The 22,756-nt window shown below is 72.4% G+C and carries 20 protein-coding genes; 11 read left to right on the forward strand and 9 right to left on the reverse strand.

Annotation, left to right across the window (positions count from 1 at the left end; translation table 11 throughout):
• Window positions 1–615: 615 nt before the first annotated feature.
• Together OG429_RS33470 and OG429_RS33475 are read left to right on the forward strand one after the other, a co-directional pair.
• Window positions 616–1,446: an SAM-dependent methyltransferase gene (locus OG429_RS33470; RefSeq protein ID WP_328930497.1), complete on the forward strand. Its 831-nt coding sequence runs from the start codon at window positions 616–618 to the stop codon at window positions 1,444–1,446.
• Window positions 1,447–1,562: 116 nt separating this feature from the next.
• A complete protein-coding gene (locus OG429_RS33475; RefSeq protein ID WP_328930498.1) occupies window positions 1,563–3,680 on the forward strand; it encodes a putative bifunctional diguanylate cyclase/phosphodiesterase in 2,118 nt (705 codons plus the stop codon).
• Between the two features lie 12 nt (window positions 3,681–3,692).
• Here the strand turns inward: OG429_RS33475 and OG429_RS33480 are convergent, their stop codons facing one another.
• Window positions 3,693–4,760: an FAD-dependent monooxygenase gene (locus tag OG429_RS33480; protein ID WP_328929001.1), complete on the reverse strand. Its 1,068-nt coding sequence runs from the start codon at window positions 4,758–4,760 to the stop codon at window positions 3,693–3,695.
• Between the two features lie 131 nt (window positions 4,761–4,891).
• Here OG429_RS33480 and OG429_RS33485 point away from each other — a divergent pair, with 131 nt between their 5' ends.
• Entirely contained in the window at window positions 4,892–5,542 is a 651-nt protein-coding gene (locus OG429_RS33485; RefSeq protein WP_328929002.1) for a TetR/AcrR family transcriptional regulator, read from the forward strand.
• Between the two features lie 9 nt (window positions 5,543–5,551).
• On the opposite strand, the gene OG429_RS33490 is transcribed toward OG429_RS33485, so the two are convergent.
• Window positions 5,552–6,430: a LysR family transcriptional regulator gene (locus tag OG429_RS33490; protein WP_328929003.1), complete on the reverse strand. Its 879-nt coding sequence runs from the start codon at window positions 6,428–6,430 to the stop codon at window positions 5,552–5,554.
• Window positions 6,431–6,502: 72 nt separating this feature from the next.
• Between OG429_RS33490 and OG429_RS33495 the strand changes: the two genes are divergently transcribed.
• The 4 genes from OG429_RS33495 (at window position 6,503) to OG429_RS33510 (ending at window position 10,725) form a co-directional block, all read left to right on the forward strand.
• On the forward strand, window positions 6,503–7,207 hold the full coding sequence (locus OG429_RS33495; RefSeq protein ID WP_328929004.1) for a succinate dehydrogenase: 705 nt from the start codon (window positions 6,503–6,505) through the stop codon (window positions 7,205–7,207).
• 14 nt (window positions 7,208–7,221) lie between these two features.
• Window positions 7,222–9,171, forward strand: coding sequence for a fumarate reductase/succinate dehydrogenase flavoprotein subunit (locus tag OG429_RS33500; protein WP_328930499.1), 1,950 nt, complete (start codon window positions 7,222–7,224; stop codon window positions 9,169–9,171).
• Complete coding sequence (locus OG429_RS33505) at window positions 9,168–9,908, forward strand: succinate dehydrogenase/fumarate reductase iron-sulfur subunit (protein WP_328929005.1); 741 nt, start codon at window positions 9,168–9,170, stop codon at window positions 9,906–9,908. The genes OG429_RS33500 and OG429_RS33505 overlap by 4 nt, the downstream gene beginning before the upstream one ends.
• Before the next feature lie 163 nt (window positions 9,909–10,071).
• Window positions 10,072–10,725 (forward strand): hypothetical protein, encoded by a 654-nt coding sequence (locus tag OG429_RS33510; protein ID WP_328929006.1) that lies wholly within the window; start codon window positions 10,072–10,074, stop codon window positions 10,723–10,725.
• A gap of 52 nt (window positions 10,726–10,777) precedes the next feature.
• Here OG429_RS33510 and OG429_RS33515 read toward each other — a convergent pair whose 3' ends face one another.
• Window positions 10,778–13,270: an excinuclease ABC subunit UvrA gene (locus tag OG429_RS33515; RefSeq protein ID WP_328929007.1), complete on the reverse strand. Its 2,493-nt coding sequence runs from the start codon at window positions 13,268–13,270 to the stop codon at window positions 10,778–10,780.
• Between the two features lie 10 nt (window positions 13,271–13,280).
• Window positions 13,281–14,288, reverse strand: coding sequence for an LLM class flavin-dependent oxidoreductase (locus OG429_RS33520; RefSeq protein ID WP_328929008.1), 1,008 nt, complete (start codon window positions 14,286–14,288; stop codon window positions 13,281–13,283).
• A gap of 99 nt (window positions 14,289–14,387) precedes the next feature.
• Between OG429_RS33520 and OG429_RS33525 the strand changes: the two genes are divergently transcribed.
• Window positions 14,388–14,879 (forward strand): phosphatase domain-containing protein, encoded by a 492-nt coding sequence (locus OG429_RS33525; RefSeq protein ID WP_328929009.1) that lies wholly within the window; start codon window positions 14,388–14,390, stop codon window positions 14,877–14,879.
• A gap of 18 nt (window positions 14,880–14,897) precedes the next feature.
• Here the strand turns inward: OG429_RS33525 and OG429_RS33530 are convergent, their stop codons facing one another.
• Window positions 14,898–15,113, reverse strand: coding sequence for a dodecin (locus tag OG429_RS33530; RefSeq protein ID WP_328929010.1), 216 nt, complete (start codon window positions 15,111–15,113; stop codon window positions 14,898–14,900).
• A gap of 169 nt (window positions 15,114–15,282) precedes the next feature.
• Between OG429_RS33530 and OG429_RS33535 the strand changes: the two genes are divergently transcribed.
• The 3 genes from OG429_RS33535 (at window position 15,283) to OG429_RS33545 (ending at window position 18,471) form a co-directional block, all read left to right on the forward strand.
• Window positions 15,283–16,545, forward strand: a complete 1,263-nt coding sequence (locus tag OG429_RS33535; protein ID WP_443051289.1) for an extracellular solute-binding protein — start codon at window positions 15,283–15,285, stop codon at window positions 16,543–16,545.
• A 166-nt stretch (window positions 16,546–16,711) separates the two neighbouring features.
• Complete coding sequence (locus tag OG429_RS33540; RefSeq protein WP_328929011.1) at window positions 16,712–17,536, forward strand: GNAT family N-acetyltransferase; 825 nt, start codon at window positions 16,712–16,714, stop codon at window positions 17,534–17,536.
• Window positions 17,533–18,471: a lysophospholipid acyltransferase family protein gene (locus tag OG429_RS33545; protein WP_328929012.1), complete on the forward strand. Its 939-nt coding sequence runs from the start codon at window positions 17,533–17,535 to the stop codon at window positions 18,469–18,471. The genes OG429_RS33540 and OG429_RS33545 overlap by 4 nt, the downstream gene beginning before the upstream one ends.
• Here OG429_RS33545 and egtD read toward each other — a convergent pair.
• Genes egtD through egtA form a run of 4 tightly spaced genes read right to left on the reverse strand, consistent with a single transcriptional unit; the run spans window position 18,354 to window position 22,709 of the window.
• Window positions 18,354–19,328, reverse strand: coding sequence for an L-histidine N(alpha)-methyltransferase (gene egtD, locus OG429_RS33550; protein ID WP_328929013.1), 975 nt, complete (start codon window positions 19,326–19,328; stop codon window positions 18,354–18,356). The two genes, OG429_RS33545 and egtD, sit on opposite strands and share 118 nt — an antisense overlap.
• Window positions 19,325–20,101: an ergothioneine biosynthesis protein EgtC gene (gene egtC, locus OG429_RS33555; RefSeq protein WP_328929014.1), complete on the reverse strand. Its 777-nt coding sequence runs from the start codon at window positions 20,099–20,101 to the stop codon at window positions 19,325–19,327. Before egtC ends, egtD begins: the two co-directional genes overlap by 4 nt.
• Window positions 20,101–21,405, reverse strand: coding sequence for an ergothioneine biosynthesis protein EgtB (gene egtB / locus OG429_RS33560; protein ID WP_328929015.1), 1,305 nt, complete (start codon window positions 21,403–21,405; stop codon window positions 20,101–20,103). Before egtB ends, egtC begins: the two co-directional genes overlap by 1 nt.
• On the reverse strand, window positions 21,402–22,709 hold the full coding sequence (gene egtA / locus OG429_RS33565; protein ID WP_328929016.1) for an ergothioneine biosynthesis glutamate--cysteine ligase EgtA: 1,308 nt from the start codon (window positions 22,707–22,709) through the stop codon (window positions 21,402–21,404). Before egtA ends, egtB begins: the two co-directional genes overlap by 4 nt.
• Window positions 22,710–22,756: the final 47 nt, after the last annotated feature.

Raw genomic sequence — 22,756 nt, forward strand, 5'->3', positions numbered from 1 at the left:
CGGCGGGCAGTGGTGCCCGCCGTGGTGGCCGCCCCCGTGCCCTCCTCCGTGCCCTCCTCCGTGGTTGCCGTCGTGGTCATGGCCGTGGTCGCGGCCGTGATGTCCGCCACCCGGGCCGTCTCCGCGGCCGCCGCCGGAGGCCACTGCGACCACCGTGATGGCGGCCGCGCCGTCGTCGGCGTCGGTCGTCGCGTAAGCGCAGCTATCAGCCACGGCCGGCGTGACGGACAAGGCCGCCCACAGCAGGACCGGGACCGCCAGCAAGCGCCTGGCACAGGCTCTGTTCACCCCGGGAGCATGGGCCCGCGCACACCCGCGCACGCGAGGGTCCGTCACGGTTCGCCTGAACGGGTGGAGTGGTGACCAGTGAGGTTTGAGCCAGCCGTGAGCCGACCGTCGGGCGGGTACGGGCACTCACTGCGCATTTCCCAAAAGGGATTTGTCGGTATCGATCAATCCGCCGGGCGGGGGTGGCGGTCGCCTTTGGTGTGTGACGAAGAACGGATCGCCAATTTCCGCTTTTGCTCGCCTCGTTGGGAAATGATCAGTAGATTCGGCTCGGACAGGAGTCCGACGTCGGACGGACCGCCGCAGGAACAACGCTTGGAGACCCCGATGGAGCGCCCCGCCTGGGCCCCGCCAGGTATCGACATATCGGTGCCGAGCGTGTCCCGCATGTACGATTACTACCTGGGCGGCTCCCACAATTTCGAGGTCGACCGTCAGGCGGCCCGCCGGGCGATGGAATTCATGCCGGGCCTGCCCAAGATCATGCAGGCGAACCGGGCATTCATGCGCCGCGCCGTACGGCACGCCGTCGCCGAGGGCGTCACGCAGTTCCTCGACATCGGCTCCGGCATCCCCACCTTCGGCAATGTCCACGAGATCGCCCAGGCCGCCAGCCCCGAGGCGCGCGTGGTCTACGTCGACCACGACCCGGTGGCCGTGGCCCACAGCCGGGCCGTCCTGGAGGGCGACGACCGCTGCACCGTCGTCGCCGCCGATCTCCGCAAGCCGCGGGACATCCTGGGCGCCCCCGAAGTGGGCCGGCTGCTCGACTTCGACCGCCCGGTCGCGCTCTTGCTCGTCGCGGTCCTGCACTTCCTGGAGGACGCGGACGATCCGTACGGTGCCGTGGCCGAGCTGCGCGACGCCCTGGCCCCGGGCAGCCTGCTGATCCTCACGCACGCCTCGTTCGAGGGAATCCCGCTCACGGAGGAGGTCGCGGGCGGTACCGTCAGCGTCTACCGGGACATCCGCAACCCCCTCGTGATGCGCAGCGGCGAGCAGATCCGACGCTTCTTCGACGGGTTCGAGCTGCTGGAGCCCGGGCTGGTCTCCATGCCGGAGTGGCGGCCGGACCGCCCCGAGAACGCGGAGGACGGCGTGGCGCAGGAGGACCCGTACGCCTACTCGGGCTTCAGCGGAGTGGGACGCAAGGCGTGAGACTCCCGGCACAGACGGCGGGCGCGCCGGACGCCGCCGCGGCGCCCGCCGAGGCTCCCGAGTCCGAGGCGCCGTCCGAGCCCGCGGCGGCTCCCAAGGGCGGCACCGAGGACCGCATCGCCCGCTTCGCGACCATCTGGGGACGGGCGATCTTCCCGGTGACGGCGACCTCGCTGACGCGTCCCGAGTTCGAACGCCACCTCGTACCGCTCACCCGGACCCTCGCCGAGGCCCTGCACGCCCGGCCCTTCGACGCGGCCGTCGCCCAGCGGGTGGGGACGGAGCTCGTCGCCGTGCACTGCACCGACCCCGAGGCGCTGGCCGGCACGCTCGGGGTGGTCGAGTCGTACCTGGTGCTCTACTGCGGCCCGGGTGGTTCGGGTGTGGAGGAGACCGAGGAGTACCGGGCCCGCTGTGCCCGCCTCCAGCACGGGATCGCGGCGGGGTTCGCGCGCGCCCTGCGCGAGCGCACCCTCAAGGAGCAGGAGGCCATAGCCCGCTCCGCGCTGACCGCCCGCATCGATGCGCAGCAGGCCCTGCACGCGAGCGAGGAACGCTTCCGGGCGGTCTTCGAGGGGGCGGCCGTCGGGATCGGCATCGCCGACCTGGACGGAAACATCCTGGAGGTCAACGACGCGCTGCTGAAGATGTTCGGCGGCCTGGAGGGGCACGTCCGGGGCCGCAAGGTCAGCGAGTGGGGACACCCCGACGACACCCCGCACGTCTGGCGGATGTACGGCGAGCTGGTACGCGGCGAGCGCGAGAACTACCGCGTGGAGAAGCCGTACTACCGGCACGACGGCACCGTGCTGTGGACCAACCTGACGGTGTCCCTGCTCCGCGACGCCGAGGGGGCGCCGCAGTACCAGCTGGCGCTGATGGAGGACACCACCGAGCGTCGGCTGCTGAACCTGCGCCTGCGCTACGAGGCCACGCACGACGCCCTGACCGGCCTGCCCAACCGGACGCTGTTCTTCGAGCGGCTGGAGAAGGCCCTCAGCGGGGCCGGAGGCAGCCACTTCGGCCTGTGCTACCTGGATCTCGACGGGTTCAAGACGGTCAACGACAGTCTCGGCCACTCGGCGGGCGACCGGCTGCTGGTGGAGGTCGCCGACCGGCTGCAGAGCTGCGCGACGGGCCCCGGCGAGGTGGTCGCCCGGCTCGGCGGCGACGAGTTCGTCGCCCTGACCACCGGCTCCGACATCGAGCACAAGGTGACCGACCTCGCGGTCCGCATCCTGTCGGCCCTCTCCACGCCGATCCGGCTGGAGGGCCGCGAGCTGTCGGTCCGGGGCAGCATCGGCATCGTCGAGGGTCCGGCCGGGGAGCGCACCCCCGCGGAGGTGCTGCGCAGCGCCGACATCACGATGTACCGGGCCAAGGCGGCCGGCGGCAACCGTTTCGAGTTCGCCGACGCCGAGGCCGACGCCCGGGCCATCACCCGGCACGGACTGACCAACGCCCTGCCGGCGGCGCTGGAGCGCGGCGAGTTCTTCATCGAGTACCAGCCGCTGGTCCACATGCACGACGGCAGCGTTCACGGCGCGGAGGCGCTGGTGCGCTGGTCGCACCCGCAGTACGGGGTGCTAGGGCCGGACCGCTTCATCCCGCTCGCCGAACGGACCGGACTGATCGTGCCGCTCGGCCGCTGGGTCCTCGAGGAGGCGGTCCGTCAGGCCCGCAACTGGCAGCGCCAGCACGGCGGCTCGGCCCTGCGGATCAACGTCAACCTCTCTCCGACCCAGCTGCACCATCCGGGCCTGGTCGCCGACACCGTCGCCGTGCTGGAGAAGTCGGGCCTCGCCCCCGGCGCACTGTGCCTGGAGGTCACCGAATCGGCCCTGATAGGCGCCGACGACGAACTCCTGGAACCATTGCGCCGGCTCGCGGCCCTCGGTGTGGACATCGCCCTCGACGACTTCGGCACCGGCTACTCGAACCTGGCCAACCTGCGCCGCCTGCCGGTCAGTGTCCTGAAGCTGGACCGCTCCTTCACCCAGGGGATGCAGCAGATCCCGGCCAACCCCGTCGACGTCAAGATCGTGGAGGGGATCGTCGCGCTGGCCCACAGTCTCGAACTCGCCGTCACCGTCGAAGGCGTGGAGACCGGCGCCCAGGCCGCCCAGCTGCGCGCCCTCGGCTGCGACACCGCCCAGGGCTGGTACTACGCCCGCCCCGGCGCCCCCGACCGCATCCACACCCTCTCCCTCTCGGACGCGGTGCCGACGCTCTGACCCCGCCCGGGGTCAGGCCAGTCCGGCCTCGGTGCCGCGGCCGGGCTCGCGCACCGCTGCCAGGACCCGCTCGTGCCGCCCGACGGTGTCGGCCAGCACGTGGGCGGCCGCCGGGAGCCGCTCGGCCTCGTAGGCGTCGAGCACGCCGTCCGCGGCCGGGTCGGTCAGGGCTGCGGCCAGAGTACGGCCGAGCGCGGCCGCGTCCTGCACCCCGGTGTTCATGCCGAGGCCGCCGGCTATGGGATGGACGTGCGCCGCGTCCCCGGCGAGGAAGACCCGGCCCTCGCGCATCCGGGCAGCCATGCGGACATTGACCCGCCAGGCCGCGAGCCAGGTGGGATCCGTCAGCCGGATCCCCGGAACCCGGGCGTGCCGGTCGAAGAGACGCTGGAAGCCCTCCAGCGAGGGAGGCAGCGGCTCTCCGTTCTCGCCGAGTTCGGGTGAGGCCTGGAGCTGGAAGACGTCCGTCGCCGGTATCGGGCAGAGCAGCATTCCCCCGCCGTCCGAGGTGAACCACTGGTGCCAGTGGTCCCGGCTCAGCCCCGGCGCCTTCACGTCCCCGATCACCATCGTCTCCGTGGCGTCCGTGCGTCCCTCGAAGGGGATCCCGAGGAGTTTGCGGACGGAGCTGTGGCCGCCGTCGCACCCGGCGGCGTAGCCGGCGCGGACCGAACGGCCGTCCGCCAGCTCCGCGGTGACCCCGGTCGCGTCCTGGGTGACGCCGACGACCTGGGCCTGGTACTCGATCGGGACGCCGAGGCCGGCGAGCAGCTCGCGGAGAGCCTCTTCGACCTGCCACTGGCCGATGAGCAGGCCGTCGCCGGTCGGCGTGTCGTTGATGTGGGCGCCGTCGAAGTACTTGCGCAGGATCACGCCCCGGGTGCCGATGGCCGCCATCCGCTCCGCGGCGCCGAGCCGGGCGAAGACCTCCAGGCTGCTCGGGACGAGGCCCTTGCCCCGGGACTCGCGGTGGGGCCCAGAGCGTCCGTCGAGGACGCGGACGGCGATCCCGCGGAGGGCAAGGTCGCAGGCCAGGGTGAGTCCGGTGGGTCCGGAGCCCACGATCAGAACGTCGGTCATCGGAGGTCCTCTCGTCGTCTCGTTGTCGTTGCCTCAAGGAAAGCGGCTCCCGACACAAAAAGCAACCCAGTCAAAAAAATAACCGGATATGAAAAATAACTCGGTCACATCCTCGTGTTAGGGTGTGAAGCATGGACAACAACACGACGGGTCTGCGCGAGAACAAGAAGCTCCGTACGCGTCACCGACTGGCGGCCACGGCGCTCGAACTCTTCCTGGAGCGCGGCTTCGACGCCGTCTCGGTGGCAGACGTCGCCGCCGCGGCGGAGGTCTCCAAGCCCACGCTGTTCCGGTACTTCCCGAGCAAGGAGGACCTGGTCCTGGACCGGTTCGCCGACCATCAGGACGAGGTGGCGCGCATCGTGCGCGACCGGCCGGCCGGGCAGGGCCCGGTCGGCGCGGTACACGCGCACTTCCTGGAGGCCCTCGACCGGCGGGACCCGATCACCGGGCTCTGCGACCATCCCGACGTGCTCGCATTCCAGCGCCTGCTCTACTCCACCGCGAGTCTGGAGTCGCGCCTCGCCCTCTACACCACCCGCGAAGTGGAACTGCTCGCCGCGGCCCTCGAAGCCGAGTCGGCCCCACCGCTCACCGCCCGGCTGGCGGCGCTGCACCTGGTGGCCGTGCGCCACGAACTGGGCCGGGAGAACTGGCGTCGCATCGACTCCGGCCGGAGCGCCGGCGAGGCCTATCCGGCGGCTGTGGCCGACGCCGACGCGGCTTTCGGGATGCTGTCCGGCGGCCTCGACCTGGCCCTGCCCGCGGCCACCGCGGGCTGACCGCCCCGGTCAGCCCACCAGGATGCGCTTCAGCTCGCGCGCCGCGCGCGGGGGAGCCACATCGGTGCGGTGGGCCAGGGCGATCGTGCGACGCAGCGGTGAGCCCGCCAAGGCGGTCGCCCGCAGGCCGGGGCCGGCGCGGTCCACCACCATCGCCGGGACCACCGCGATGCCCAGCCCCGCCCGAACGAAGCCCAGGACCGCGTCCATCTCGCCGCCCTCCACGGTGAACACCGGCTCGAAGCCCTCCGCGCGGCAGGCCGTCACGGTCAGCTCCCGCAGGTCGTACCCGTGGCGGAACATCACCATCGGCTCGTCGCGCAGCCCGGAGATGCTCAGCGGGCCGCCCCCGCCGGGCGGCGGCAGCTCGGCGGAGGAGACCACCACCAGGTCCTCCGTCAGCAGCTTCACCGTGGTCAGCGCCGGAGCCGAGGGCGGCAGCGGCAGCGCGATCAGGGCCAGGTCCAGGGCGCCGCGCGCCAGCTCCCGTACGAGGTCGAGCGAACCGCTCTCCTCGATCACCAGCTCGATCCCAGGATGCGCGGTGTGGAAGGCGCGCAGCACGTCCGGCAGTAGGCCCGTGCACACGCTCGGCGTGGCCCCCAGCCGCACCCGTCCCCGCCGCAGCTGCGCCAGCTCCTGCACCTCCAGCCGTGCGGTGTCCGCGTCCGCCAGGATCCGCCGGGCCAGCGGCAGCAGCGTCTCACCCGCCTCGGTCAGCGCGATGTTGCCCCGCGCCCGGCTGAACAGCTCGGCCCCGAGCTCCCGCTCCAGCGCCTTGATCTGCTGCGACAGCGAGGGCTGCGCCACGTGCTCGCGCTCCGCCGCCCGGGTGAAGTGCAGGGTCTCGGCGACGGCCACGAAATACACCAGCTGCTGAAACTGCATAGGCAATGTCTATCAAGATGACCGACATCATGTCTTGGACCTTTCGGGCCCTTCGTCCCTACCGTCGATCCCATGGCTCTGGCAACGCGCACCCGGACAGGCGGCTCCGCCGTCTCGACGGTCTGGGACTCCACCATCGGGAAGAAGACCGTCATGGCGGTCTCCGGACTGATCATGCTCGGCTACCTCGTCGTACACATGCTCGGCAACCTCAAGATCTTCTTCGGTCCGGGCGAGTTCAACGCATACGCCCACTGGCTGAGGCACATGGGCGAGCCCTTCCTGCACAGCCACTGGGGCCTGTGGGCCGCCCGCGTGGTCCTGCTCGCCGCGGTCGTCGCCCACGCCGTGTCCGCGTACCAGCTCAGCCGCCGCGACATCAAGGCCCGCCCGGTGAAGTACGCCCACAAGCGCCGCCGCGCGAGCTACGCCACCCGCACCATGCGCTGGGGCGGGATCATCCTCGGCCTGTTCATCGTCTGGCACGTGCTCGACCTGACCACGCTCACCGTCAACGAGCGCGCCTGGGCCGGACACCCGTACGAGAACGTCCTCGCCACCTTCTCCACCTGGTACGGCAACACGATCTACATCGTGGCGATGGCCGCGCTCGGCCTGCACGTCCGGCACGGCTTCTGGAGCGCCGCGCAGACCCTCGGCGCCGGCAACGCCCGCCGCGACCGGACCCTCAAGTTCCTGGCCAACGCCCTGGCCCTCGTCCTCTTCACGGGCTTCGTGTCCGTCCCCGTCGCCGTCATGACCGGAGTGGTGAACTGACCATGAGCGACCGCATGAACGAATACGTCGGCTACACCACCGGCGAGCCGCTCGCCGACACCAAGGCACCCGAAGGACCGATCGCGGAGCGCTGGGACCGCCGCCGCTTCGAGGCCAAGCTCGTCAACCCGGCCAACCGCCGCAAGCACACCGTCATCGTCGTCGGCACCGGCCTGGCCGGCGGCGCGGCTGGCGCCACCCTCGCCGAACAGGGCTACCACGTCGTCCAGTTCTGCTTCTCCGACTCCCCGCGCCGCGCGCACTCCATCGCCGCCCAGGGCGGCATCAACGCCGCGAAGAACTACCGCAACGACGGCGACTCGGTGCACCGCCTCTTCTACGACACCGTCAAGGGCGGCGACTTCCGCGCCCGCGAGTCCAACGTCCACCGGCTCGCCCAGATCTCCGTCGAGATCATCGACCAGTGCGTGGCCCAGGGCGTACCCTTCGCCCGCGAGTACGGCGGCCTCCTCGACACCCGCTCCTTCGGCGGAGTCCAGGTCTCCCGCACCTTCTACGCCCGCGGCCAGACGGGCCAGCAACTCCTCCTCGGCGCCTACCAGGCCCTGTCCCGGCAGATCGCCGCCGGCAACGTCGAGATGCACGCCCGCACCGAGATGCTCGACCTGATCACGGTCGACGGCGTGGCCCGCGGCATCGTGGCCCGCGACCTGGTCACCGGCAAGATCTCCACCCACTACGCCGACGCGGTGGTGCTGGCGAGCGGCGGCTACGGCAACGTCTTCTACCTCTCCACCAACGCGATGAACTCCAACGCGACCGCCGTCTGGCGGGCACACCGGCGCGGCGCGTACTTCGCCAACCCCTGCTTCACCCAGATCCACCCCACCTGCATCCCGCGCACCGGCGACCACCAGTCCAAGCTCACCCTGATGAGCGAGTCCCTGCGCAACGACGGCCGCATCTGGGTCCCCAAGGCCAAGGGCGACACCCGCCCCGCCGCCGACATCCCCGAGGCGGAGCGCGACTACTACCTGGAGCGGATCTACCCCTCCTTCGGCAACCTCGTCCCCCGCGACATCGCCTCCCGCGCCGCCAAGAACGTCTGCGACGAGGGCCGCGGCGTCGGCCCCGGCGGCCAGGGCGTCTACCTCGACTTCGCGGACGCCATCCGCCGCATGGGCCGGGACAAGGTCGCGGAGAAGTACGGCAACCTCTTCGAGATGTACGAGCGGATCACCGCGGAGAACCCGTACGAGGTCCCCATGCGGATCTACCCGGCCGTGCACTACACGATGGGCGGCCTGTGGGTCGACTACGACCTGCAGACCACCGTCCCCGGCCTGTTCGCGATCGGCGAGGCCAACTTCTCCGACCACGGCGCCAACCGCCTCGGCGCCTCCGCCCTCATGCAGGGCCTCGGCGACGGCTACTTCGTCCTCCCCTCCACGATCAACGACTACCTCGCCCGCCACCCGCACCACGACGAGATCGACGACAGCCACCCCGAGGCCGCGGCCGCCGTCCGCGAGACCCGTGACTGCCTCGCGAAGCTGCTCGCCGTCGACGGCGACCGCACACCCGACTCCTTCCACCGCGAGATCGGCGAACTCATGTGGGAGTACTGCGGAATGGCCCGCACCGACGCCGGCCTGCGCAAGGCACTCGCCCGGATCCCGGAGATCCGCGAGGAGTTCTGGCGGCGCATCAAGGTCCCGGGCAGCGGCGAAGAGTTCAACCAGTCGCTGGAGAAGGCCAACCGCATCGTCGACTACCTCGAACTCGCCGAGCTGATGTGCCTCGACGCCCTGCACCGCGCCGAGTCCTGCGGCGGCCACTTCCGCGAGGAGTCCCAGACCCCGGAGGGCGAAGCCGCCCGCCGCGACGAGGAGTTCGGCTACGCGGCCGCCTGGGAGTACCAGGGAACCGGCGCGGCCCCCGTCCTCCACAAGGAGGACCTCGTCTTCGAGTACGTCCACCCCACCCAGCGGAGCTACGCATGAAGCTCACCCTGCGCGTCTGGCGCCAGCAGAACGCCGACGCCCCCGGCACCATGGCCTCCTACGAGGTCGACGGCATCTCCAAGGACATGTCCTTCCTGGAGATGCTCGACACCCTCAACGAGGACCTCATCCTGCGCGGCGAGGACCCGGTCGCCTTCGACCACGACTGCCGCGAGGGCATCTGCGGCGCGTGCAGCCTCGTCATCAACGGCGACGCCCACGGCCCGGAACGCACCACCACCTGCCAGCTCCACATGCGGTCCTTCGCCGACGGCGACACCATCGACGTCGAGCCCTGGCGGGCCGCCGCCTTCCCGGTCGTCAAGGACCTCGTCGTCGACCGCGGCGCCTTCGACCGGATCATCCAGGCCGGCGGCTACATCACGGCCCCCACCGGGTCCGCCCCCGAGGCGCACGCCACCGCCGTGCCCAAGGCCGACGCCGACTTCGCCTTCGAGCACGCGGAGTGCATCGGCTGCGGAGCGTGCGTGGCGGCCTGCCCGAACGGCTCCGCCATGCTCTTCACCTCAGCCAAGGTCAACCACCTGGGCGTCCTCCCGCAGGGTTCGCCGGAGCGCGAGTCCCGCGTACTCGACATGGTGGCCCGGATGGACGAGGAGGGCTTCGGCGGCTGCACCCTGACCGGCGAGTGCGCCACCGCCTGCCCCAAGGGCATCCCGCTGCCGTCGATCGCCGCGATGAACAAGGAGTGGCTGCGGGCGGTCCGCAAGGGCTGAGCCGCGCCCCGGCCCCGGCCCTCGGCCCCAGACCCGGGCCCAGGCCCCGCCCCCGGCGGAGCCTGGGCCGATCGGCTGACCCGATGCGCCGACCGGGCGCTCATCCGGGATCCGCACCGTGCCGCGTCCGGGCGGCGCACGGCCCGTGGCGGACAGTGGCCGCATGCCACAAGCCCCCGCCGGGTCCGGACCGCGCCGCCGCACCGTGCTGGCCGCAGCCCTCGCCCCGCTCGCGGTGGCCGGCTGCTCCCCGGACGGCCACCCCCGCGGCCCCGCCGCCGGCGCGCAGCCCGTGCCCAAGGACGCCCTGATCATGGTGATCCGGCACGCGGAGAAGCCGTACGCCGGTGACTGGGGCCGGGACGAGGAGGGCGAGGACGACCCCGGTTCGCTGGCCAGGCGCGGCTGGCGCCGGGCCGCGGAGCTCTCGCGGCTCTTCCCTCCGGCCCGCGGTTCCGCACTGCCCCGCCCCGGCGCCGTCTTCGCGGCCGGCGGCAAGGTCGCGGCCCCCGCCCGGTGCAGGCAGACCGTGGCCGCACTGGCCACCGCACTGCGCACCCCCGTCCGCGCCGACTTCGCCGTCGGAGCCGAACCGGCCCTCGCACACGCCGCGCTGGCCGCCCCGATGCCCGTACTGGTCTGCTGGGAGCACACCGGAATCCCCCGCCTGGTCCGGGCCCTCGGCGCCCACGAGGTCGTCGGCGTCCCCGCGGCCTGGCCGCCCGATCGCTACGACCTCGTCTGGCAGTTCACCCGCGGCCGGGGCCGGTGGAGCTTCCGCGAACTGCCACAGCACCTGCTGCCGGGCGATGCCTGAGCCTCGGAAACCCCGATACGGCTCGTTCCCGGCGGAGTCCACGATCAGCGGATCACCATTGACCCAGACCACCAGCCGGTCCGGGCACTCCCTCGGGGACCTTCCCGAGCGCCCGCATTAGATAGCCCGCCGTACGGCTGCCCGCCGTGCCGGCCACCTCCGCCGGGGTGCCCGCCGCCACGATCCGGCCGCCCTCCGTGCCACCGCCCGGGCCCAGGTCGATGACCCAGTCCGCGCCCGCCACCACCGCCATGTCGTGCTCCACGACCACCACCGAGTGCCCCGCGTCCACCAGCCCGTGCAACTGCCGCAGCAGCACCCGGACATCGGCCGGGTGCAGCCCGGTCGTCGGCTCGTCCAGCAGATATAGCGTGTGGTCCCGGCGCAGCCTCTGCAGCTCCGTGGCCAGCTTGATCCGCTGTGCCTCGCCGCCCGACAGCTCGGTGGCCGGCTGCCCCAGCCGCAGGTAGCCCAGCCCGATGTCCTCCAGCGCCCGCAGGCTGCGCGCCGCCGCCGGCACCTCCGCGAAGAATCCGGCCGCCGACTCCACCGTCAGCGCCAGCACCTCCGCGATGTTCAGGCCCGCGTACCGGACCTCCAGGGTCTCGGCGTTGTACCGGGCGCCCGCGCACTGCGGGCACGGGGAGTACGTGCTCGGCAGGAACAGCAGCTCCACCGAGACGAAGCCCTCGCCCTGGCACGTCTCGCACCGGCCGCCCGCCACGTTGAAGGAGAACCGGCCCGCCTTCCAGCCCCGCGCCTTGGCCTCCGGCGCCGCTGTGAAGAGCCTGCGCACCACGTCGAACAGGCCCGTGTACGTCGCCAGGTTGGACCGAGGGGTGCGGCCGATCGGCTTCTGGTCGACCTCCACCAGCCGCCGTACGGGGAAGTCCGCTTCCGCGAGCCGCTCTTCGACCTCCCGGGCCAGCGCCTGCCCCACCAGCGTGGACTTCCCCGACCCCGACACACCGGTCACCGCCGTGAACACGCCCAGCGGGAACTCGGTACTGACATCACGAAGGTTGTGCCGGTCGACGCCACTGAGCCGCACCGTCCCGGTCGCCTCCCGCACCCGGCGCCCGGCGGCCACCGGCTCCCGCCCCGCGAACAGGTGCCGGGCCGTCGCCGACTCCGGTACACCGGCGAGCGACTCCGGCCGCCCGCTGTACAGCACCCGGCCGCCGTGCTCCCCGGCCAGCGGCCCCACGTCCACCAGCCAGTCCGCGTGCCGCGCCACATCCAGATCGTGTTCCACGACGAACACCGTGTTCCCCGCTGTCTTCAGCCGGTCCAGTACGCCGAGCAGCGCCTCGGTGTCGGCCGGATGCAGCCCCGCCGACGGCTCGTCCAGTACGTACACCACGCCGAACAGCCCCGACCGCAGCTGCGTCGCCAGCCGCAGCCGCTGGAGCTCGCCCGTGGACAGGGTGGGTGCGGCGCGGTCCAGGCTCAGATAGCCGAGCCCCAGCTCGACGACGGGCCCGATCCGCGAGCGCAGGTCCTCGGCGAGCACCCGCGCAGCCTCCCCGCCCGCCTCTCCGCCCGCCTCAGCCCCCGCCTCCGCGTCCCTGGACGCGCCGGCCAGCACGCGGTCCAGGTCGGTCAGCGCCAGCGCCGCCAGTTCGGCGATGCCGTACCCCGCGAAGGTCACCGCCAGCGCTTCCGGCCGCAGCCGCCGCCCTTCGCACACCGGGCAGGGGGAGTCGGCGAGGAAGCTCTCCGCGCGGGTCCGCAGGGTGGGGCTCTTGCTGTCGGAGAAGGTCCTCATCACATAGCGGTGGGCGCTCATGTACGTGCCCTGGTACGGCCGTTGGATCCGGTCGGCCTCGCGCACCGGGTGCACGGTCACCACCGGCTGCTCCTCGGTGAACAGGATCCACTCGCGGTCCTTCGCCGGCAGCTCCCGCCAGGGCCGGTCCACGTCATGGCCCAGGGTCTCCAGGATGTCCCGCAGGTTCTTGCCCTGCCAGGCACCGGGCCAGGCGGCGATGGCGCCCTGACGGATGGACAGGCCCGGGTCGGGGACGAGGAGTTCCTCACTGGTGCGGTGGATCCGGCCCAGTCCATGGCACGAAGGGCAGGCCCCGGCAGCGGTGTTGGGGGAGAAGGCGTCGGAGTCGAGCCGCGCGGCTCCCGGCGGGTATGTCCCGGCCCGCGAGTAGAGCATCCGCAGCGAATTGGACAGCAGGGTCACGGTCCCGACCGAGGAGCGCGAGCCAGGCGAGGAACGGCGCTGCTCCAGGGAGACGGCGGGCGGCAGCCCCGTGATCGAGTCCACCTTCGGGGCGCCGATCTGGTGGATGAGCCGACGGGCGTACGGGGCCACGGACTCGAAGTACCGGCGCTGGGCCTCGGCGTAGATCGTGCCGAACGCGAGCGAGCTCTTGCCGGAGCCGGAGACCCCGGTGAACACGGTCAGCGCGTCGCGCGGGATGTCCACGTCGACGCCGCGCAGGTTGTGTTCGCGGGCTCCCCGGACGCGCACGTGGGAATCGCGGCCGTCGGGGGCGCGGGCGGAAGAGCCAGGGTCGGCGGGCTGGTGCATTCGTCCTATTTTAGAGCCTGGGCCGGGGAGTGAGGCCCGTGACCCGGGCCAGCCTGCGATAGGAGTCCACCAGCGCCGCCCGGTCGTACGTGGAGGTGGTGACCAGCAGTTCGTCCGCGCCGGTCAGCTCGGCGACCTCCGACAGCTCCGCCGCGACCTGCTCCTCGGTGCCGTGCACGTGCCCGGCCAGTGCCCCCTCGTACAGCTGCCGCTCCTTCGGGGCCATGACCAGGGCCTCGACCTCCTCGGCCGACCGGAGCGGCGGGAAGCTGCCCCGGGTGCGGGAATGGGCGAGGGACCACGCCTCCGGGATCAGGATCCGGCGGGCGTCCGCGGCGGTGGCGGCCACCGCCACCGTCCCCGAGACCACCACGTACGGCTCCGCACCCCAGGCGGTGGGCCGGAAATCCTTGCGGTACGCCTCGACGACGTCCGCGACCTTGCCGCGGGCCCGCAGGTCTCCCACGACGAGCGGCAGCCCGGCCCGCGCGGCGATCCCGGCGCCTTCGCCGGTGGCCAGCACGTAGGCCGGTATCCGCAGCCCCTCGGCGGGGCGGGCGTGTACCTCGGGATGCGCCTGCTGGCTGCCGTCGAGCCAGCCCAGCAGCTCGGCCAGCTGCTCCTCGAACAGGCCGGCGTCGCCGATGTCCCGGCCCAGGGCCCGCCGGATGCCGTTGGTGAATCCGACCGAGCGGCCGAGCCCCATGTCGATCCGGCCGGGGAACAGTGCCTCCAGGACCCCGAACTGCTCCGCGACCACCAACGACTGGTGGTTGGGCAGCATGACCCCGCCCGTGCCCACCCTGATCCGCCGGGTGGCTCCGGCGACGGCGGCGGCCAGCACGGTCGGCGCGGAGCCCGCGACCCCGGGCACGCTGTGGTGTTCCGATACCCAGAAGCGGTGGTAGCCGAGCTCCTCGGCCGTCCGGGCCAGGTCCAGGGTGTCGCGCAGGGCCTCCGGGGCCGGGTGGCCCTCACGGGTGCGGGACCGGTCGAGTATCGAGAGTTTCCGGATCACACAGGTCTCAACGTCCCGGGGCCGTGAGGATTCCCGCGACTCGGCCTGAGCGGCCTCGGGGAAGTAGGGCACGTCCCCGAGGCCGCTTAGGGTTGCGGGATGAGCGGGAACACCCACCGGCCGCTGGCCGTCTTCGACATCGACAACACCCTGGCGGACACGGGGCACCGCCAGCACTTCCTGGAGCGCCGTCCCCGCGACTGGACCGGCTTCTTCGCCGCGGCCCCGGCCGATCCGCCGCTCGGGCGCGGAGTGGCGCTGGCGGTGGAGAGCGCGGCCGACTGCGAGGTGGTGTACCTGACCGGCCGTCCCGAGCGCTGCCGGGCGGACACGGAGGACTGGCTCGTCCGGCACGGCCTGCCCGAGGGCCGGCTGTGGATGCGCGGGAACCAGGACCGGCGGCCGGCCCGGACGACCAAGCTGGAGGTACTGAAGCGGATCGCCCGGGGCCGGGAGGTGCGCATGCTCGTCGACGACGACGAACTGGTCTGCCAGGCCGCCCGCGCCACCGGATTCCGGGTCGTCCTGGCCGACTGGGCGGCGGACGCGCCCGAACTCCAGGCGGCCCAGGAGGGTGAAGGCCGGACCTGAGCGTGCGGGGGAGCCGGGTCAGTCCTCGCCCTCCAGGCGGAAGCCGACCTTGAGCCCCACTTGGTAGTGGGCGATCTCGCCGTTCTCGATGTGCCCGCGTACCTGGACGACCTCGAACCAGTCGAGGTTTCGCACGGTCTGGCCCGCACGGGCGATCCCGTTGCGGATGGCCTGATCGATGCCCTCGTGGGCGGTGCCGACGATTTCGGTCACCCGGTACGTGTGATTGGACATGGGGGTCTCCCGACACTGGGGTGGCTTCTGCCTCGTTCTACGGTGCCCCAGTAAGTCCGGCTCCGCGAACTTTGCGGGAACAGTCCCGAGCGAAAGGCCCTTGACCCGCCCATTGGTCTATGCCAATTTCAAGCCATCCCGGGTTCCGTCCCCAGAAGGTGGCCTTTTCGTGAAGATGCGCTTCCTCGCCGTGTGCACCGCCCTCGCGGCCGCGACCGCCCTGACGGGCTGCGGCCGGTCGGGTGACCCGGCCGGGGGGTCGCAGAAGGTGACGCTCTGGCTGATGAAGGGCAGCGCCTCGGAGGACTTCATCGGAAAGTTCACCACGTCCTTCGAGCGGGAACACCCGGGTGTCGACCTCGACGTCAGGATCCAGGAGTGGACGGGCATCGGCGACAAGGTGAACGCCGTGCTGCAGGGCCGGAGCGAGGAGGGCGCCGACGTGATCGAGGTGGGCAACACCCAGGTCGCCCAGTACATCGAGACGGGCGGCCTCTCCGAGCTCACCCTCGAAGGCCTGCGCGAATGGGGCAGCAAGGACTGGCTCAGGGGCCTCTCCGACCCGGGAAGCGTCAACGGCGCGCAGTACGGCGTCCCGTGGTACGCCGCGAACCGGGTGGTGATCTACAACAAGGACCTCTTCGCGAACGCAGGCATCAAGACCACGCCCAAGACCCGGGCGGAGTGGATCCAGACCACCCAGAAGCTCGACAAGGCCGGCCAGCAGGGCATCTACCTCGCCGGCCAGAACTGGTACGTCCTCGCCGGCTTCATCTGGGACGAGGGCGGCGAACTGGCCATCGAGACCGGCGGCCGCTGGGTCGGCAGCCTCGACGACGAGAAGGCCCTGGCCGGCATGGAGTTCTACAAGCAGCTCCAGGGTCTGGGCAACGGCCCCAAGGACGCCGACGAGGAGACGCCCCCGCAGTCGGAGGTCTTCGCCGGCGGCCAGGTCGCCCAGATCATCGCCCCGCCCGGCCAGGCCGGCGCGATCGAGGCGGCCAACCCCGCGCTCAAGGGCAAGCTGGGCTACTTCCCGATCCCCGGCAAGACCTCCGACAAGGCGGGCGCCGTGTTCACCGGCGGCTCGGACCTGATCATCCCGGAGAGGACCCGGCAGCGGAAGGAGGCCGTGGCCGTGATCACCGCGCTGGTCAGCGAGAAGTGGCAGACCGAACTCGCCCGCACGATGAGCTACGTGCCGAACAAGACCACCCTGGCGCACGTGGTCGAGGGCAACGACGGCGCCGCCAGCATGGCCGTCGGAGCCGCCATGGGCAGGGCCACCCCGAAGTCCGCCCGCTGGGCCGAGGTCGAGGCGAAGAACCCGATCAAGCCCTTCATGACGGCCGTCCTCACCGGCCGGGACCCCAAGCAGGCGGCCAGGGCGGCCTCCGACACCATCAGCAAGGTACTCAGCTCCGACCGCTGACCCGGCCGGTTCCACGGACCGCCGCCGGGAGCACCGCTGAGTTCAGCGTCCGCACATCCGCGTGCCGCTGAGCGGTCATGTCGAATCCAGCCGGTGACGGAAGAAGTAAAGGAGCCAGGTCGCACACCTGCCGGCCTGGCTCCCCGTGCCCGGATCAGGAGCCGCCATGACCATCGCACCCCTGTCCCCGTCCCCCCTTTCCCCGGCCGCCGCCCCAGCGGCCGCACTCGCCCCGGCCGCCACGGGCACCGCCCCGGCCGACGGGCCCCGCTACGCCGTGCGCCTCGCCCGCAACGAGGACGAGGTACGCGCCGCCCAGAGCCTGCGCCACCAGGTCTTCGCCGGCGAGCTCGGCGCCCGCCTGGACGGGCCCGAGCCCGGCCTCGACGTCGACGCCTTCGACGCCTACTGCGACCACCTCCTCGTCATCGACGAGGAGCGCGAGCAGGTCGTCGGCACCTACCGGCTGCTGCCCCCGGAGCGTGCCGCCGTCGCAGGGCGCCTCTACTCCGAAGGCGAGTTCGACCTCTCCGCCCTCGCCCCCATCCGTCCCGACCTGGTCGAGGTCGGCCGCTCCTGCGTCCACCCCGACCACCGCAACGGCGCCGTCATCGCCCTCATCTGGGCCGGCCTCGCCCGCTACATGGAGCGCTCCGGGCACAACTGGCTCGCCGGCTGCTGCTCGATACCGCTCGCCGACGGCGGGGTCCTGGCCGCCGCGACCCGTGAGGCCGCCCTGGCCCGCGCCTTCGCCCCCGAGGAGTACCGGGTCACCCCCCACCTCCCCTGGAACCCCGAGGGCATCACCTTCCCCGCCCGCATGGAGCTGCCCCCGCTGCTGCGCGGCTACCTGCGCCTGGGCGCCTGGGTCTGCGGCGAGCCCGCCCTCGACGCCGAATTCGGCTGCGCCGACCTCTACGTACTGCTCTCCCTGCGCCGCACCAACCCGCGCTACCTCAAGCACTTCCTCTCGCTCGTCCCGGGCGCATGAGCGTCTGGCTGCCCACCTCGCCCTGCACCCCCGAGGCCTGCGCCGGCCACGAGGGGAGCACCGCGAGCGTCCCGCGCGCGGTGCTCCGGCTCACCGCCGCCATCGCCCTGATCCTGGCCGGGATCCTCGGCGCCCCGCCCCTGCGGCTGCTTCCCGCCCGGCCCCGGCACGCCGTCGTGCGGGCCTGGGCTGCCGCGCTGGTACGGGCCTTCGGCATACGGATCACCGTGCACGGCAGCCCCGGCCCGGGCGGCGGCCGCCTCGTCGTCGCCAACCACATCTCCTGGCTGGACATCCCGCTCGTCGCCGCCGTCCTGCCCTGCCGGATGCTCGCCAAGAGCGACATCCGGGCCTGGCCGGTCCTCGGCCGCCTCGCCGGGCAGGCCGGAACCCTGTTCATCGAACGCGACCGGATCCGCGCCCTGCCCGCCACCGTCGAGAGCGTCACCGGAGCGCTGCTGGCCGGCGACCGGGTCACGGTCTTCCCCGAGGGCTCCACGTGGTGCGGGCGCGCCCAGGGCACCTTCCGCAGGGCCGCCTTCCAGTCGGCCCTGGACGCACGGGTGCCCGTACAGCCCATCCGCCTCACGTACCTGCGGTGCGACGGGCAAACGGCCGGGGAGCCCGCCTTCGTCGGGGACGACCCGCTGACCGCCTCGCTCTGGCGGATCGCCCGGGCCCGCGGAATACGGGCCGAGGTCACGCTGCTGCCGCGGATCCCGCCGGGCCGTCACACGGACCGGCGGGACCTCGCGGCCGCCGCTCAGACGGCGATCACCACCGCCTCACACCCACTGCCGCTCCCGGGCGTACCCACTCAGCCCGCCAAACCGTCGGCGACCGACAAGGACAGTGCGAAACGGCCGTCCGCGTCCGTCCACCACTGGATCAGCTCCAGTCCCGCGGACGCCAGTTCCTTCCGCACCCCCTCCTGACGGAACTTCGCGGACACCTCCGTCAGGATCTCCTCACCCGCCGCGAACGGCACCACCAGATCCAGGGCCCGGATCTTCACCACGGCCTCGGACCGGGCCCGCAGGCGCATCTCGATCCACTCCTGCTCCCGGTTCCACACCGCCACGTGCTGGAAGTCGGCGGTGTGGAAGTCAGCGCCCAACTCCCGGTCGATGACGGCCAGTACGTTCTTGTTGAACTCGGCCGTCACCCCCTGCGCGTCGTCGTACGCCGCCACCAGCACGGCCTCGTCCTTGACCAGGTCCGTGCCGATCAGCAGCGTGTCCCCGGGCGAGAGCATCGCCCGCACGGACGCCAGGAACACCGCCCGCTCCGGTGGCAGCAGATTCCCGATCGTGCCGCCCAGGAACACCACCAGCCGGGGCCCGGGGGACTCCGGCAGACGCAGCGCCGCCGTGAAATCGGCCAGCAGGGCGTGCACCCGAAGCCCCGGATGCGCCGCCAGCAGCGTCTCGGCCGCACCGGCCAGGGCGCTCTCGCTCACGTCCACCGGGATGTAGGTGTCCAGCGCGGGCATCGCCTCGATCAGGTGCCTGGTCTTCTCCGAGGAACCGGAGCCCAGCTCCACCAGGGTCCGGGCCCCGCTCGCCGAGGCGATCTCCTGCGCCCGCTCCAGCAGGATCTCCCGCTCCGCGCGCGTGGGGTAGTACTCGGGCAACCGCGTGATCTCCTCGAAGAGTTCACTGCCCCGCGCGTCGTAGAACCACTTGGGCGGCAGCGCCTTGGGGGTCTGGGTCAGCCCGTGCAGCACATCCGCGCGCAGCGCGGCCTCCGCGGCGTTCTCGTCGAGGGTCCGGGTCATCTGGAAGTCGTTCACGAGCGCTCCTTCTCCCTCATCGGGGTCTCCTTGAGCGGGGTCAGCTCGACCCGGGCAGGGGTGGCGGTCAGCAGGGTCCGGTCGGGTACTTCGCACCAGCGGGAGTCGTCGTCGTACGGCTCGGACGCCACGACCACGCGCCCCGTCTGCGGGTCGGTCAGATACCAGAGCGAATCGCCCCAGGCCGTCGCCGCGATGGCGGCGCCGTCCGTCAGCAGCAGGTTCAGCCGGGAACCGGGAGCGGCCACGGCCAGCTGCCGGACCGGCTCGGCCAGTGCCGTGCCCAGATCGTCCCCGGCCCGCAGCCGGTGCAGGACCAGCGCCCAGACCAGCGCCGAATCCGTGCGCGCCTCCAGCTGCAGCAAATCCTCGGGCGGCAGGCCGAGCGCGAGCGGAGCCGCCGAGTCCGGCCAGTCCCGTATCGCGCCGTTGTGGCTGAACAGCCACGGCCCGTCCCCGAACGGCGCTGCCGCGGCCTCACCGTCGGCCCCGGGCCGCGTGGCGTCCCGTACGGCGGCCAGCGCGGCCCGGCTGCGTACCACGCGGGCGAGATCGGCGAAGGTCAGGTCGGACCAGATCGGCCCGGCCCTGCGGTAGCGGGCAGGCACCGGGTCGTCGTCGGCGTACCAGCCGACGCCGAAGCCGTCGACGTTGACCGTGCCGTTGCGCTGGCGGCGCGGCTCCCAGGACTGGTGGACCAGCGAGTGCTCCGGCTCGCTCAGCAGCCGCCCGAGCGCCACCACCGGGCCCACATAGGCAAGATGACGGCACATCAGACGTCCCTCGCGGTTCGGAAGCCGGAGAATATCTGCCGTCGCACCGGCAGGTCCCAGTTGCGGAAGGTCCCCCGGCAGGCCACCGGGTCCACCGCGAACGAACCGCCTCGCAGCACCTTGTGCTCCGGCCCGAAGAACACCTCCGAGTACTCGCGGTACGGGAAGGCCCGGAACCCCGGGTACGGCAGGAAATCGGAAGCCGTCCACTCCCACACGTCGCCGATCAGCTGGCGCACCCCCAGCGGGGAGGCCCCGGCCGGGTAGCTGCCCGCCCGGGCCGGGCGCAGGTGGCGCTGGCCCAGGTTGGCGTGGACGGGCGTGGGGTCGGCGTCGCCCCACGGGTAGCGGGTCGAGCGGCCGCTCACCGGATCGTGCCGGGCGGCCTTCTCCCACTCGGCTTCCGTGGGCAGCCGGCGCCCCGCCCAGCGGGCGTAGGCGTCCGCCTCGTACCAGCTGACGTGCAGCACCGGCTCCTCGCCCGGCACCGGCTCGGTGACCCCGAAGCGGCGGCGCAGCCACTGCCCGCCCTCGCGGTGCCAGAACAGCGGCGCCCCGATGTCGTGTTCGCGGATCTGCTCCCAGCCCGCAGGCGCCCACCAGCGGGGCTCGCGGTAGCCGCCGTCCGCGATGAACGCCTCGTACGCGGCATTGGTCACCGGCACGGTGTCGATCCAGAACGGCGGCGTGTCCCGGGTGTGCGCGGGACGCTCGTTGTCCAGCGACCACGGTTCGGCCGAGGTGCCCATGGTGAACGGGCCGCCGGGAACCAGCACTTCGGCCGCGAGTGGCGGATCGTAGTCGGGATCCGGGTCCGGTGCGGTCAGTACGGGAGCGCCCCGCCTGAGCTGATGGGTGATCAGCATGGTCTCGTCGTGCTGCTGTTCGTGCTGGGCGATCATCCCGAAGGCGAAGCCCGAGTCCAGCAGCGCCGTACCCTCCAGCGGAGTGCGCTCCAGCAGGTCGAAGACCCTGCCGCGCACCTCGGACGCGTAGCGGCGGGCCTCCTCGGGCCCCAGCAGCGGCAGCTTCGGCCGCTCGGAACGGGGATGCTCGAACGCGTCGTAGAGCGAATTGATCTCGGGGCGCATGGACTCGCGCCCCGCGACGTTGCGCAGCAGCCAGAGCTCCTCCTGGTTCCCGATGTGCGCCAGGTCCCAGACCAGCGGGGACATCAGGGGGGAATGCTGCGCGGTGAGGTCCTCGTCGGTCACGGCGTCGGTCAGCGAAGCCGTACGGGCCCGTGCGGCGGTCAGCGCGGCGGCCGCCCGTTCCCGCAGGCCGGGGTGGGATTCGGTGGTCACAGCCGGGCCTCCCTCGCGGCGGGCCGCGGCTGGGGCGGGTCGTCGGCCGGGCTGCGGCCGCGCAGGACGAAGCGCTCGGAGAAGGCGCCGACGGTCTCCCGGACGTGCGCGCTCGCGCCCAGCCGGGGCAGCGCCTCGGAGGCGGCCCGGAAGCAGGCCTTGGCGGCCGCCCGCAGCTCCGGATCGGACAGGCCGCGGCGGGCGGCGGACCGCCAGAGCGGATTGTGCGGCGCGGGACCGGAGCCGTAGGTGTCGGCGAGTCCCTTCGCGACCCGGTACGCGGTCTCGGCCGCCTCCGGATCGTCGAACAGCGCGTGCACGACGGCGACCGGGACCAGCCAGCCGTCGTCACCGGGCTGGGCGTCGATCATCCGCAGCTCCAGGTGGCCGCGTGGCCGCACGGGAGGGAACAGCGTGGTCAGGTGGTAGTCCAGGTCCTCCGCGGTGGGGGGCCGCAGCCCGGGGTGGCCGTCCGTGCGCAGCCAGTCGCGGAAGGTCATGCCGCGCGGGAGCGTCCACGGCTCGCCGTCGTAGGACCGTACGCACATCACCTCGGTGTCCAGTGCCTGGCGGGTCCAGCTGTCGCGCGGCGGGCCGTCCAGCGGCGGGGCGAGCGCACGCCGGCCGGCGTCGATGTCGGCCCAGGTGCCCTGGCGGGCACAGCGCCATCCGGCGTACGGGCCCTCGTGCGAGGGCGAGTTGGCGAAGGAGGCCACCAGGACCGCGCCCAGCAGGTGCGCCAGCCGCCAGCGCCGGCCGTGGCCGAGTACGCCCGGCTCCTCGTGCCCGGCGTCCACACAGACCTGTACGGAGGCGGAAGCGCACATCATGGCGCGCCCGGCCGGGCCGGTGCGGTCGAAGTAGGCCTCCATCGCGTCGTAGCGGGGGCTGGCCAGCAGCCGGCGGTACGGGCGGCGGGAGTCGCGGCCGTGGCCGTGCAGGACCAGGCCCTGGGTGAGCAAGGCGGCCCGTACGGCGGTGAGGTCGTCCTGCAGGCTGTCCACGCAGCCGCTGAGGGAGGTGGCGGGGGCCGAGCTGAGCTCCAGCTGGCCGCCGGGTTCCACGGTCACCCGGGAATGCAGGGGAAGGGCGCGGGCGGCGGCGTGCGCGGCGCGCAGCCGCTCGGGGGACAGGGGCTGACCGGGCCGTTCCGCGTCCAGGACCAGCCATTCGAGCTCGGCTCCGAGGAAGCGGGGCGGGCCGGTCTTGAAACAGATGCCGTGGACCAGGTCCTCGGCCTCGGTCTCGGTGATCGCGAGTGCGGGCGGACGGGCAGTGGGTGGAGCGGGTGAGTCCTGTGACATGACCGGGTCCTCGTCTCCTGTCGTCGGTCGTGACATCACCCGTCCCT

Source organism: Streptomyces sp. NBC_00190, assembly GCF_036203305.1.
Classification (GTDB): domain Bacteria; phylum Actinomycetota; class Actinomycetes; order Streptomycetales; family Streptomycetaceae; genus Streptomyces.

Coding starts and splice junctions, on each gene's coding strand:
- OG429_RS33470 (WP_328930497.1), top strand. CDS start 616: ATGGAGCGCCCCGCCTGGGCCCCGCCAGGTATCGACATATCGGTGCCG.
- OG429_RS33480 (WP_328929001.1), bottom strand. CDS start 4,760: ATGACCGACGTTCTGATCGTGGGCTCCGGACCCACCGGACTCACCCTG.
- OG429_RS33485 (WP_328929002.1), top strand. CDS start 4,892: ATGGACAACAACACGACGGGTCTGCGCGAGAACAAGAAGCTCCGTACG.
- OG429_RS33490 (WP_328929003.1), bottom strand. CDS start 6,430: ATGCAGTTTCAGCAGCTGGTGTATTTCGTGGCCGTCGCCGAGACCCTG.
- OG429_RS33495 (WP_328929004.1), top strand. CDS start 6,503: ATGGCTCTGGCAACGCGCACCCGGACAGGCGGCTCCGCCGTCTCGACG.
- OG429_RS33500 (WP_328930499.1), top strand. CDS start 7,222: ATGAACGAATACGTCGGCTACACCACCGGCGAGCCGCTCGCCGACACC.
- OG429_RS33505 (WP_328929005.1), top strand. CDS start 9,168: ATGAAGCTCACCCTGCGCGTCTGGCGCCAGCAGAACGCCGACGCCCCC.
- OG429_RS33510 (WP_328929006.1), top strand. CDS start 10,072: ATGCCACAAGCCCCCGCCGGGTCCGGACCGCGCCGCCGCACCGTGCTG.
- OG429_RS33515 (WP_328929007.1), bottom strand. CDS start 13,270: ATGCACCAGCCCGCCGACCCTGGCTCTTCCGCCCGCGCCCCCGACGGC.
- OG429_RS33525 (WP_328929009.1), top strand. CDS start 14,388: ATGAGCGGGAACACCCACCGGCCGCTGGCCGTCTTCGACATCGACAAC.
- OG429_RS33530 (WP_328929010.1), bottom strand. CDS start 15,113: ATGTCCAATCACACGTACCGGGTGACCGAAATCGTCGGCACCGCCCAC.
- OG429_RS33540 (WP_328929011.1), top strand. CDS start 16,712: ATGACCATCGCACCCCTGTCCCCGTCCCCCCTTTCCCCGGCCGCCGCC.
- OG429_RS33545 (WP_328929012.1), top strand. CDS start 17,533: ATGAGCGTCTGGCTGCCCACCTCGCCCTGCACCCCCGAGGCCTGCGCC.
- egtC (WP_328929014.1), bottom strand. CDS start 20,101: ATGTGCCGTCATCTTGCCTATGTGGGCCCGGTGGTGGCGCTCGGGCGG.
- egtA (WP_328929016.1), bottom strand. CDS start 22,709: ATGTCACAGGACTCACCCGCTCCACCCACTGCCCGTCCGCCCGCACTC.